General features: G+C 70.2%; 10 protein-coding genes. 5 read left to right on the plus strand and 5 right to left on the minus strand.

Annotated features, from left to right (window positions below; translation table 11 throughout):
- Position 1 precedes the first annotated feature (1 nt).
- The 4 genes from OHT21_RS36860 (at position 2) to OHT21_RS36875 (ending at position 2,656) form a co-directional block, all read left to right on the plus strand.
- Complete coding sequence (locus OHT21_RS36860; RefSeq protein WP_443050510.1) at positions 2-1,411, plus strand: CynX/NimT family MFS transporter; 1,410 nt, start codon at positions 2-4, stop codon at positions 1,409-1,411.
- Positions 1,412-1,524: 113 nt separating this feature from the next.
- Positions 1,525-1,641: an SGM_5486 family transporter-associated protein gene (locus tag OHT21_RS36865; protein WP_328772606.1), complete on the plus strand. Its 117-nt coding sequence runs from the start codon at positions 1,525-1,527 to the stop codon at positions 1,639-1,641.
- Between the two features lie 203 nt (positions 1,642-1,844).
- Complete coding sequence (locus tag OHT21_RS36870) at positions 1,845-2,060, plus strand: hypothetical protein (RefSeq protein ID WP_328772607.1); 216 nt, start codon at positions 1,845-1,847, stop codon at positions 2,058-2,060.
- A 77-nt stretch (positions 2,061-2,137) separates the two neighbouring features.
- A complete protein-coding gene (locus OHT21_RS36875) occupies positions 2,138-2,656 on the plus strand; it encodes a SixA phosphatase family protein (protein ID WP_328772608.1) in 519 nt (172 codons plus the stop codon).
- A gap of 292 nt (positions 2,657-2,948) precedes the next feature.
- On the opposite strand, the gene serB is transcribed toward OHT21_RS36875, so the two are convergent.
- Positions 2,949-4,154, minus strand: a complete 1,206-nt coding sequence (gene serB, locus OHT21_RS36880) for a phosphoserine phosphatase SerB (protein WP_328772609.1) — start codon at positions 4,152-4,154, stop codon at positions 2,949-2,951.
- A gap of 152 nt (positions 4,155-4,306) precedes the next feature.
- Complete coding sequence (locus OHT21_RS36885) at positions 4,307-6,310, minus strand: streptophobe family protein (protein WP_328772610.1); 2,004 nt, start codon at positions 6,308-6,310, stop codon at positions 4,307-4,309.
- A 243-nt stretch (positions 6,311-6,553) separates the two neighbouring features.
- Between OHT21_RS36885 and OHT21_RS36890 the strand changes: the two genes are divergently transcribed.
- Positions 6,554-9,094, plus strand: a complete 2,541-nt coding sequence (locus tag OHT21_RS36890; protein ID WP_443050689.1) for an FHA domain-containing protein — start codon at positions 6,554-6,556, stop codon at positions 9,092-9,094.
- A gap of 111 nt (positions 9,095-9,205) precedes the next feature.
- On the opposite strand, the gene OHT21_RS36895 is transcribed toward OHT21_RS36890, so the two are convergent.
- From OHT21_RS36895 to OHT21_RS36905, 3 genes are all read right to left on the minus strand, one after another.
- Complete coding sequence (locus tag OHT21_RS36895) at positions 9,206-10,033, minus strand: transglycosylase SLT domain-containing protein (RefSeq protein ID WP_328772612.1); 828 nt, start codon at positions 10,031-10,033, stop codon at positions 9,206-9,208.
- Between the two features lie 296 nt (positions 10,034-10,329).
- Entirely contained in the window at positions 10,330-11,550 is a 1,221-nt protein-coding gene (locus tag OHT21_RS36900) for an S-adenosylmethionine:tRNA ribosyltransferase-isomerase (RefSeq protein WP_328772613.1), read from the minus strand.
- Complete coding sequence (locus OHT21_RS36905) at positions 11,547-12,245, minus strand: SDR family NAD(P)-dependent oxidoreductase (RefSeq protein ID WP_328772614.1); 699 nt, start codon at positions 12,243-12,245, stop codon at positions 11,547-11,549. Before OHT21_RS36905 ends, OHT21_RS36900 begins: the two co-directional genes overlap by 4 nt.
- Between the last annotated feature and the right edge of the window lie 147 nt (positions 12,246-12,392).

Genomic DNA, 12,392 nt, shown 5'->3' on the forward strand with positions numbered 1-12,392 from the left:
CATGGCAGGCGAGGAAACCCGTACGGAGACCCGGACGACGACGTCCACATCCCAGCCCATGGCTCTACGCAGTTCCTCCGGAACCTCCGGCGGATCCCCGAAGCCCGCCCCGCGCGCGTGGGGGACGCGCCTGGTGATCGTCGGCCTCGTCCTCACGGCCTTCAACCTGCGGCCCGCGATCACCAGCCTCGGTGCCCTCCTTGAAGAGGTGCGCACCGGACTCGGCATGAGCGGCAGCGTCGCCGGACTGCTCACGTCCGTACCGACGCTCTGCTTCGCCGTCTTCGGTGTCATGGCCCCGCGCCTCGCCCGCCGCTTCGGACCCGGCACCGTGGTGTGCGCCGGCATGGTGGCCATCGCCGCGGGCCTGGCGATCCGGCCCTTCGCCGGGAACACGGCGGGGTTCCTCGCGGCCAGCGCCCTCGCACTCATGGGCATCGCGGTCAGCAACATCCTGATGCCGGTGATCGTCAAGCGCTGGTTCCCGAACCGCGTCGGCTCCATGACCGGCCTGTACTCCATGGCCATGGCCCTCGGCACCGCCGCCCCGGCGGCCGTGACGGTGCCCATGACCGGGGCCCTGGGCGGCAGTTGGCAGTGGGGGCTCGCCGTGTGGGCGGGCGTCGCGGCCCTGGCCGTGGTGCCTTGGGTTCTTCTTGTACGTGACCGGGGGGCGGCTCCGGGTTCCGGTGCGGGCTCGGCTTCTGGCACGGCTGCGGCAGTTGCGCCCTCGGCTTCCGGCACGGCTGCGGCAGCTGCGCCCTCGGCTTCCGGTGCGGCTTCGGCTTCTGATGCGCGCCGGGAGCCGGATGCCGTGCGGATCACCCGGAGCCGTACCGCCTGGGCGCTCGCCGTCTTCTTCGGGCTCCAGGCCACCGCCGCCTACATCACGATGGGGTGGATGCCGCAGATCTTCCGTGACGCGGGCGTCCCGGCGGGCACGGCCGGGCTGCTCCTCGCCGTCACGATGGTGATGGGCGTGCCGCTGTCGTTCGTCATCCCCAAGGTGGCCACGCGCCTGCCCCACCAGGGCCCGATCGCGATCGCCCTCGGCCTGTGCGGCCTCACCGGATACGCGGGCCTGTACTTCGCCCCGGCGGGCGGCGCCTGGGTCTGGGCGCTGCTGCTCGGCATCGCGAACTGCGCCTTTCCGCTGGCCCTCACCCTGATCGGCATGCGGACCCGGTCCAGCGCCGGGGTCGCGAAGCTCTCGGCCTTCGCGCAGAGCACCGGTTACCTGATCTCGATGCCGGGCCCGCTCCTGGTGGGCGTGCTCTACCAGCACAGCGGCGGCTGGGGACTGCCGCTCGCGCTCATGACGGCCCTGATGATCCCGCAGATCGTGGTGGGCTTCCTGGCCGGGCGTGACCGCACCGTCGAGGATGAGACCGCGCGCCGGGCACGGCGGTGACCGGCCCGCTCCGGCGAGCGACTGCACTGGTTCGGGGCGAGCGACCCCTCTGCTGAGCGGGTGGACAGCGACCCTCTGCTGAGCGGGTGGACGAAGGGTGCGAGACTGGCCGTATGCCCGTGCTCGACCCGAACCCCAGGAACGGCCAGAAGAAGATGCTGCTCGTCTTCGGCGCCTTCTTCGCCATCTTCGTGATCATCGGCGTCATCGCGTCGATCGCTTCGCCGTGAATCGGTGACTCTGAGGGCGCGAGTGCCCCGGTGCGCGCATCTGCCGCCGGATGGTGGGGCTAGCACCACCATCCCCTAGGGGGCGAGTGTCAGGGTCAAGTGGGTGGATCACCGGATGGGTTGAGCGCTCTTCATTCCGTAGCTTCGAAGTGTGGCCGCGAGGACGCGGATCCACGGACCAGTCGAAGACCCACGGAGGCGGTATGTCGGCCCGTACGGACACCCGGTCCAGCTCGGCGACCAGGGGCGGCGTCGAGGTTCGGCTGCCCTGGTGGGCCCTCGCCCTGCCCGCGCTCGCCTTCGTCGCGCTGCTGTTGCTGATACTCAACCCCGCGGACGCCCACGCGGCGAGCGGCGACCCCGCGGTCGGCGAACTCATCGAGCGCATCCAGCAGACGGTGCTGCAGCAGAGCTCCTGAGCTGGAGGATCCGCCATGTCGGGGCAGCGTGCCAACTCCCTGCGCCCCATGGCGTGTTTCATGCGAAGCTGGGTTCCATGAGCGTCGCAGAACCCCGCAAGATTGTCCTCTTCCGGCATGCGAAAGCCGACTGGCCACAGGTGTCCGACCATGAGCGGCCGCTCGCTGAGCGGGGCCGCAAGGACGCCGCCGTCGCCGGACGCAGGCTGGCCGACACCGGCATCCCCTTCGATCTGGCCCTCTGCTCCACCGCGACCCGCACCCGCGAGACATGGAAACTCGCCGTTCAGGAGTTCCCCCAGCGGCCGAAAACGGTCTACGAGGAGCGGCTGTACGAGGCCTCGCCGGGCGAGCTGATCGCCGTGCTCAACGAAGCCCCGGACGACATGCGGAACGTACTCCTGATCGGCCACAACCCCGGAGTACAGGCCCTGGCCGACATCCTGGCCGGCCACTCCGAGGGCGACGCCCGCGAGCGAATGAGCAGCCGCGATTTCCCCACCGCCGCGTTCGCAGTGCTCAGCTTCTCCGGCTCCTGGAAGGCGCTCGAGCCCGGCCTGGGCACACTGCTCGACTACTGGGCGCCGACCGAGTAGCCCGGACCTACGTGGAGGGGCCCGGCACCGCGAGGGTGCCGGGCCCGTCTGTGTTCGTGGCGGCGCCGTGAGGTGCAGGCGACGTCCGGTGCGGCACCGTGACCGCTTGAGGGACCGCAGACCCCGATAGGGGCGCGGGGCTGTGTCAATTTGCGGCTCCGCCGCGATGGGGGTCCCCCCGCTCGAGCGCAGCCGAGAGTGGGGGAGCGACCAGCCACAACGGACCCGCAGTCGCCAAACCACAGAACCAACCGAGCTCACCGAACCGCACTCTTAGCGGAGCGCCCGGCCCTCAATCCACGTGCATGTCCGCAGCCTCGACCTCTTCACGGGTCACGCCCAGCAGATACAGCACGGTATCGAGGAACGGAAAGTTCACGGCGGTATGCGCGGCCTCGCGCACAACCGGCTTGGCGTTGAACGCAACGCCAAGACCCGCCGCGTTCAGCATGTCAAGATCGTTCGCCCCGTCACCGATCGCCACGGTCTGGGCCAGCGGCACCCCCGCCTCGGCGGCGAACCGTCGCAGCAGTCGCGCCTTACCCGCCCGGTCCACGATCTCGCCGGTGACCTTGCCCGTCAGCTTCCCGTCGACGATCTCCAGCGTGTTGGCCTGGGCGAAGTCGAGCCCGAGCCGCTCCTTGAGGTCGTCCGTCACCTGCGTGAACCCGCCCGAGACGACGCCCACTTGGTAGCCCAGCCGTTTCAGCGTACGGATCAGCGTGCGCGCCCCCGGCGTCAGCCGCACCTCGCTGCGCACCTTGTCCACCACGGAGGCGTCGAGCCCCGCGAGAAGCGCCACGCGCGCGTGCAGTGACTGCTCGAAGTCCAGCTCGCCCCGCATCGCCGCCGCCGTCACCTCGGCGACCTTGTCCTCGCAGCCGGCGTGGGCGGCGAAGAGCTCGATCACCTCGTCCTGGATCAGCGTCGAGTCGACGTCCATGACGACGAGGCGCTGGGCGCGCCGGTGCAGCCCGGCCGCGACGACCGCGACATCGACACCGAGCGCCGCGGCCTCGGTCACCAGGGCGGTCCGCAGCTTCTCGGGCTCCGTACCGGACACGGCGAACTCGACCGCCGTCACGGGGTACTTGGCGAGCCGGAAGATACGGTCGATGTTGCCGCCCGTCGCCGTGATCCGGGCGGCGATCGCGGCCGTCGACTGTGCGGTGAGCGGGTGCCCGAGCACGGTGACGAGCGACCGTCCGTGGCCGCGCGGCCGGTTGTCGCCGTGGCCGGAGATGATCTCGGCCTGGAGCTTCAGGGCATCCGCCCAGCTGTGCACCGTGGCCCGCAGCTCGCCTTCGACGCCGGCCGGCGGCTGGCTCACGAGCGCGCACAGCACGATCCGGCCTCGGGTCACGACCTGCTCGATGTCGACCACGTCGACCGAGTATCCGGCGAGGGTGTCGAAGAGCCCGGCGGTGATGCCGGGCCGGTCCTTGCCGAAGATCTTGACGAGGAGAGTGGGGGCGTCGGTGGTCTGCGAAGCGCTCATGGTTTTCCCACAGTAACCGGCACCCCCTGCCCACTGCTTCTACGGTCCGCCCAGCGGACGGGAAACACTGGGCGTCATCTCGGTGACCTCGCCTTTCCCGAGCCATGACGCCCACGAGACGCCTCCGGCCAAGGCATGCCGAACCCTTCCCCTCACGGCCGTCCGCGAGGCCGCCTGGGCGGAGGCGGCGGTTCCTCCGGCGGCGGAGGCGGCCCGTCCTGGGACGGCCCGCGCTTGGAGCGCGGCTTCGGGGCGGGCGGTGGGGTGTAGGGGCCCGCGACCGTAGGGGCGCCGTACACATCGGGAGGGCGCCCGGTCTCTGGGGCCTGTGCGCCAGGAGGCTGTGAGCCAGGAGGCTGTGCTCCGGAAGGCCGCTGGCCGGGAGGCTGTGTTCCGGGAGGCCATGAGCCGGGAGGCTGCGCTCCCGGAGGCCGTGGGCCAGGAGACTGCGCTCCGGACGGCCGTGCGCCAGGCGGCGGAGCAGCGGGAGGCCGTGAGCCGGGAGGCGGAGCAGCGGGAGGCCGGGCCCCGGGTGCTCGGGTCCCGGGAGGCCGGGGTCCGGGATGCCGCCGTCCGTCCTCGGGCTCCCGTAGATCGTCCGGGAGGTTCAGATAGGGGTTGGTATCGGGGTTCGGCGAGCGGTACGAGGGGGCGGGGCTGTAGGGCCCCGGCTGTTCAGGGCTCTCTGCGTACCGCTGCTCGGGGCTCTCCGCGTACGACGGTGCCACCGGCTCGACCGGCCTGGTCTGCCCGCCCGGCTCCGTCGACCCCTCCGCATCCCCCCGCGCCAGCGGGGCCGCGCGCCGCCCCGCGGCCCCGCTGGCACAGGCGAGCAGCGCCCCCGCCGCCCCCGCACCCGCGCCCCACAAGGCGCCGAGCAGCATTGCCATGCCCAGCTGCCCGTGCAACTCGATGCCGGCGTCGAACGCGTCGACACCGAGAACGGACAGCGAGGCGTCCACGGACACCTCCGTCAGCCAGGCGAGCAGCGGCAGCGCGAGCGCCGTCACGATCGCCAGCCGCAGCGCACAGCGCCCCGCGAAACCGAGGGCGGCCCCCCGCGCGCGTACGAACGGCGTACGCACCGCGGTCAGCACGCCCGCGTACAGCATCATCAACGCGGTCGCGACCCCCAACAGCCAGACCCGCCCGTCCAGTTCGGCCAGCCGCCCGAGAGTGGCGGGCTGGTCGGAGGACAGGCTCAGCAACTCGTCCAGCGGGGCGGGCAGGAACTGTACGAGCCCGCCCGAGGCCGAGCCGTCCCACGGCACGAAGAGCCCGATCGGGACGCCCAGCCACACCCCGTTGGGCGCCCCGAGCAGGGCAGCGCCCGCGATCCGTTTCGGATGGTCGTCGCCGATCGCCGCGTACGCCGCCGCCGCGAGCCCCGCGAGGACCGCCACCAGCAACACCGTGACCAGCGCGGACGCGGCCGGCCGTACCACCCGGTGCACGGCCTCCCAGCCGCGCGGCAATGGCGTACGGCGCGAGGCCAGCAGTGCGATCAGCAGCACGCCGAGCACCCATCCCGTACCGCCGAGCAGGGTCGGCACGGTGTCGACGGTGAAGCCGACCTCCGCGTTGGCGTTCGCGAGGTCCCCGAGGCGGTCGGGCAGCAGGCCGCCGATGTCTCCGAGTCCGGGCACCTCGATGTCGTCCGGTAGTCCGCCGCCCGGCAGTTGGTCGAGTCCGAGCGAACCGCCGTCAATCGTGATCACGTCGTGACCCGCCCAGGCGAGTCCGCCGAGCATCGCCACGAAGAGCACCACGACCGCGCCCGCGCGCGCCGCGAGTTCACCGGGTGAGATGACAACTCCCGCCGCGCGCAAGGAGCGTAGGAAGAACCAGGCCAGCAGAAGCGCACCCACAAGGCTCACTCCGAGTGGCGTGATCTGTAGGGCGGTCTCCGCCTCGGCGCCCTCGAGGCCGAAGGCCGAGACATCGCCGGACGGCGTCACCGAACCACCCGCCCCGAGCGCCACCACAGCCGCGGTCATCGTCCCGAGCGAGCCCGACGCGTCCGCCTCCAGCAGATGCAGCCCCAGCGCGGCCACGCCCGCCATCCCGATCAACGCCCAGCTCACAGCGGCGATCGCGGACAACAGCACATCGCCCACCGGCAGTCGCCTGCCGTCCCTGGCGGTCTCGTAGCTCATCGTCAGCCCCCCGACTGCGCGCCGCGATGTCTCCACCGTGGATGTCCCCCTCGCGTGGGATTACCACTCTCCGGGTCGGTTTGAACACAGTCAACGGAAACGGACAAGCCGCCCGTACGCGGTCATCACAAGGCCCGACTTTCGGTCAGAGGGGTCGTCCTGAAATAGTTCCCCCCGATGTTCGACATCCCTAGACTCCCTGTGATGGGGGTAACTCGGGGGACAACTCACGTGGGGCATGGAGTGCCGGAACTCGTACTGGAATTGAATGGACGGACCTGGACGCTCGATGCGTCCAGGCCTTACGCCCTCGGACGCGATCCGCAGGGGGACATCGTGCTCGACGACGCCAGGGTGTCCTGGCGTCACGCCACGATCAGCTTCAACGGCCGCAGTTGGGTCGTAGAGGACCACGGCAGCACCAACGGCACCTTTGTGCAGGGCCACCGGATCCATCACATGGAGATCGGCCCGGGCTCGTCCGTGAACCTCGGCAACGCGAACGACGGCCCGCTCGTGAAGGTCTCGGCCGCCGGCTCGGCCTCGGCCGCACCACAGGCGGAGCCCCAGCAGCAGCCGTACGCCGCGCAGGGTGCGGGGGCGGCCGGCTGGGCGGCCCAGCAGGCGCCGCCGGGGCAGCAGTCGCCGCAGCAGGGCTGGCAGAAGCCGCCGCAGGTCCCGCAACAGGGGCCTTCGGAGCCGTACGCGCAGAAGGTTCCCGGTGGTGGCGCGGGGGCGCCGCCGGTCTACGGCGACCGCAGCCCCACTACGTTCCACCAGCTGGCCCTCGGCCGTGTGATGCGTATCGGCCGTGCGCTGGAGAACGAGCTGGTCGTTTCCGACCTGCAAGTCTCCCGTCACCACGCCGAGTTCCACTCGTCGCCCGACGGCCGCTACGAGATCCGCGACCTCGGCTCGCACAATGGCACGTACGTCAACGGTATGCCGATCGCCAAGGGCGGCTCCGCGCTGCTCGGCCCGAACGACATCGTCGGTGTCGGCCACTCGACGTTCCGCCTGGTCGGCGACCGCCTCGAGGAGTTCGTCGACACCGGTGAGGTCTCCTTCTCGGCCCGCCATCTGACGGTGACGGTCGACGGCGGCAAGCAGATCCTCAAGGACGTCTCCTTCGGCGTACCGGAGAAGTCGCTCATCGCGGTCATCGGCCCGTCCGGATCCGGCAAATCGACGCTCCTGAAGGCGCTCACGGGCTACCGCCCCGCCAACGAGGGCGACGTCCTCTACGACAACCGGAACCTCTACAAGCAGTTCGCCGAGTTGCGCCAGCGCATCGGTCTGGTCCCGCAGGACGACATCCTGCACAAGGAGCTGACCGTCAAGAAGGCCCTCAAGTACGCGGCCAAGCTGCGCTTCCCCGCGGACACCACGGGCGCGGAGCGCGACGCCCGTATCGACGAGGTGCTGCGCGAGCTCAAGCTGGACATCCACAAGGAGAAGAAGGTCACCTCCCTCTCCGGTGGCCAGCGCAAGCGTGTGTCGGTGGCGTTGGAGCTGCTGACCAAGCCCTCGCTGATCTTCCTGGACGAGCCGACCTCCGGCCTCGACCCGGGCATGGACCGCGATGTCATGCAGTTGCTGCGCGGCCTCGCCGACGACGGCCGTACGGTCCTGGTGGTCACCCACTCCGTGGCCGAACTGGCGATCTGCGACAAGCTTCTGGTCATGGCCCCCGGCGGTTCGGTGGCCTATTTCGGCCCGCCCGAGGAGGCTCTGAACTTCTTCGGCTACGACACCTGGGCCGATGTCTTCTCCGCCTTCGAGAACTACCGCGACTACGACTGGGCGGGCCGCTGGAAGGGCTCGCAGCACTACCAGATGTACGCAGCGGACATCGACGCCGTCGCCGCGCAGTCGACGCAGATGCCGCCCGCCCAGTCGATGCGTCCACCGAAGCCGCAGGGCTGGGGTTCGCAGTTGTTCACTCTGATCCGCCGCTATGTGTCGGTGATCGCGTCCGACAAGGGCTTCCTGGCGCTGACGGTGATCCTGCCGGCGGTGCTCGGCGCGGTGAGCCTGCTCATCGACCCGGACAAGACGCTGCTGGTCAACGAGAACCCGAAGACCGGCAGAATCATCCCGAACGGCACGGCCACCACGGTCCTGCTGATCCTCGCGGTCGGCGCGTGCTTCGCGGGCGCCGCCAACTCGGTTCGCGAGCTGATCAAGGAACGGGTCATTTACGAGCGGGAGCGGGCGACCGGCCTCTCCCGTTCCGCGTATCTGATGTCCAAGGTGATCGTCCTCGGCGTGATCACGGTGCTGCAGGGCGCCATGGTCGGCGCGATCGGCTTCTCCAGCCGGACGATCCCCGACGAGGCCCTGATCTTCGGCACCGGCAAAACCGCCGTCATGCTCGAACTCTCCATCCCGATCATGGGGCTCGGCTTCACCTCGATGATGTTCGGCCTGGTCATCTCCTCGCTGGTGAAGACCTCCGAGAAGACCATGCCGCTGCTGGTGATGTTCGCGATCGTCCAGGTCGTGTTCACCGGCTGCCTGTTCATCCTGCACGGCGCGCTCGGCGTCAACGAGTTCTCGTATCTGATGCCCTCGCGCTGGGCCGTCGCCGCCGCCGGCGCCACGCTGGACTTCAACCGGATCAGCCCGAACACGGACGACCCGGGCAGCACGGACCCGCTGTGGGAGCATACGGCCGCGGCCTGGGGCATGGACATGGCCGCACTGATCGCCCTCGGCGTCATCTGCGGCTTCTTCGTGGCCCGCTTCCTGCGCCGCCACGAGCCCGAGGTCATGCGCAAGTAAGCGCCCTGGTGCGGTAAGTAGTGCACGCACGAGGCGCGGCACCCCGTAGGGGATGCCGCGCCTCGCCGTTTGTACTGAGACCAGAGGTCCGCGCGGGACTCAGTACAAGACTCAGTACGCGCCGTTGACGTTGTCCATGGTGCCGTAGCGGTCGGCCGCGTAGTTGCAGGCCGCGGTGATGTTGGCGACCGGGTCGTAGATGTTCCAGGACGTGCCGGGCACGTGGTACGCCTGGAAGGTCGGCGGAATCACCTGCAGCAGGCCCTTGGACGGGACGCCGTTGATGGCGTTGATGTCCCAGTTGTTGATGGCGTTCGGGTTGCCCGAGGACTCACGCAGGATGTTGCGCTTGATGCCGTCGTACGAGCCCGGGATGCCGTTCTTCTTCATGACGTCGAGCGACTCGCGGATCCAGCCGTCGAGGTTGTTCGGGTAGGTCTTCGCGACCGGCTTGGCCTTGGCGCGCTGGGCGGCCCGGCTCGCGGCCTCCTTCGCCTTGCGTGCCTGCTCGGCCTTCTGCTTGGCGGCTTCCGCGGCGGCCTTCGCCTTGGCGTCGGCGGCCTTCTTCGCGGCGGCCGCGGCGTCGGCCTGCTTCTTCTCGGCGGCGGCCTTGGCCTGCGTGAGGGCGTCGTTCAGCTGCTTCTCGACGCCGCCCTTCACGTCATCGACCTGCCGGGAGCTGAAGGCGACGGAGGAGGCGGAGACGGACTCGGTGGTGCTGGCCTCGGAGCCGCCGCCGGGTATGAGCGACAGGGCGACGGCCGCGGCACCGAGACCGGCGACACCGGCGACCCCGAGCTGATGTTTCTTGGACAGCTTCTGCCTCGTGGTGTTCAGCTTCTGCCCGGTGTGGGTCAGCTTCGTCCTGGTCTGCTGGGTGAGTTCGGTCAGCTTGGAGAGGGCGGGGCGATGGCCGGAACCGTCGGTGTACTTGGGCATGACTGAAGGACCTCTCGAATGGCGCGGAGGCCGCTCTGAGCCGGAGGGGACATTGCTGATTCCGGCAGAACGCCGCGGGGGGAAACCCGCGGCGTCGAGCGACGGCAGCCATTCTTAGCGGCCGCAAAATCCTCTGGCAAAGGTGTGACGTACGAACCTGGATAGTGGACCCCTAAAGGGCAAAACGGGGCAGACTGGCGCGTCTTCCCCGCTCGTATGGGGTGTTTGTACCTCCTAGCGGCCTTCGTACGTGACGTGCGTCCTATGCGAGGGCTCACATCGGGCGTGCAGTGGTCTCACCAGCAGTTGCTGACGCAATGCTCTGTGTGAGGGTTCTCGGACGTCTCACGCCCGTCAGAGTTCTCGGACGGCAGGACGAGATGCATGTCGCCGAACTCGTGCCACAGATAGCGGCCACGCAGTGCCTCGTCGTAGCTGCGCCGGATCGCCGCCGAGCCCGCGATCGCCTCCAGCATCAGCAGATGCGAGGCCTCCGGTTCGTGCAGCCCGGTGAGGAGGCCGTCGACCACCCGCACCCCGCGCTCCGGGGTCACCACGAGATCGGTCCAGCCCTCCGCTGCTCGTACGACCCCGTCGTCGCCGACCGCGGATTCCACGGCCCGTACAGCCGTCGTACCGACCGCGATGACCCTGCCGCCCTCCCGTCGCCCACCACCACCCTTCCAAGGAAGCGCTTCGCGCCTTATTTGTTTTGCCTTCGCCGCGTTGATCAGCCGCGCCGACGCCTCGGGCACCGCGAACCGCTCCGGATACGGCGGCTCGTGCGCCTCTGCCGACGCCACTCCGGTGTGCAGCGTGATCGGCGCGAACTGCACACCCCGGCTCACCAGCTCCGCCACCAGACGCGGCGTGAAGGGCCGCGCGGCACTCGGCATCTCCGCACTGCCCACACCGTCCGCGGACGGCAGCGCGAACACGGTCTGGTACACCGACAGGGACTGGTCCCGCTCCGTGTACGCGTACCGAATCGGCCTCCCGTGCCGCCGCAGTAACCCAGGGACGTCCGGTTCCGACACCCGCGCCCACCACAGCCGGGGGCTCCGCGCGGTGAGCGGCTCCTCCAGAACGAGTCGTACGTCCTCGGGGAGGCGCACCTCCGTACCCGCGGGACCTCCCGCCCGTCTCCCGCCACCACCCTTGCAAGGAGCGCTTCGCGCCCAGCTTGATTTACGCGCGCGTGTGGTGCCCTTTCCGTCGGGATCCCGCAGCTCAACGGCCCACCGCCCGTCCTCGCCCAGCGTGGAGAAATGCACCACCACGCGCGCGTGCCCGAGCCGGCCGTCTACTGCCGCCGCCAGCGTCGACGACGTGTTCACGATCAGCAGATCCCCGGCCCGCAACAGCTCCGGCAACTCCGCGAACGCGTGATGGGACACCTCCTGAGCCCCGCACGAGACAAGCAACCGCACCCCGTCCCGATCGAGCCCGAGCCCCCGCTGCTCGACCGGCACCCGGGCCAGCAACTCCTCCGGAACCTGGACAGCGGCGATCGTCATCGCGCCCCCACCAAGGAGGGCGCCGCATAGCGGCCACTGGCCGGCCGCTCATCGAGCAGCCGCAGAAACCCCGGGACGACGCTCGACGGCGCCGGCCGCGCCTCCTCGTCGCCCGGTGGTACGGCCGCCGCGTACAGATCCGTGTCCATGTCGCCCGGATCGACCGCCCAGACCCGCAGCCCGGGCTCCTCCTCGGCGAGCACCACCGAGAGATGGTCGAGGGCCGACTTCGACGCCCCGTAGCCGCCCCAGGTCTCGTACGCCTCGGCCGCCGCGTCCGAGCTGATGTCGATGACCGCGCCCGCCGCCGAGGCCCGCAGCAGCGGCAGTGCCTCCTGGATGAGGCCGAGCGCCGCCACCACGTTGACCTCCAGCGCCCGCCTCAGCCCGTCCAGCGCCAGATCCTCCAGGCGTACGAGCGGCTCGGCGCCGAGCGCGCTCGCATTGTTCACCAGCAGATCGACACCGCCGAGCCGCGATGCCGCCGCCACCAGCGTCGTACGGTGCTCCGCGACCGTGACGTCCCCGGGCAGCGCCTCCACCCGTGTCCCGTGCTTGCCGAGCGCCGCGGCCGTCTCCTGGAGCACCTGAGCCGTCCTGGCGTCGAGCACCAGATCCCAGCCACGCTCCGCCAGTGCTTCGGCGAGCGCCCGCCCCAGCCCCTTCGAAGCCCCCGTGATGATCGCTACCGGCATGCCAACCGTCCCCTCGTCCCATGACCGCCACGTCCGGCGGCTGCCTTCAACGTAGGAACGGGACCGCCCCCGCCGCCTCGGACGCGAGCCGCAATGATCCGGGGCCCTTCGCCCTAGTCCCACCGCCCTAGTCAGGGGCCGCCACAG

The sequence above is a fragment of the Streptomyces sp. NBC_00286 genome (assembly GCF_036173125.1).
Taxonomy (GTDB): domain Bacteria; phylum Actinomycetota; class Actinomycetes; order Streptomycetales; family Streptomycetaceae; genus Streptomyces.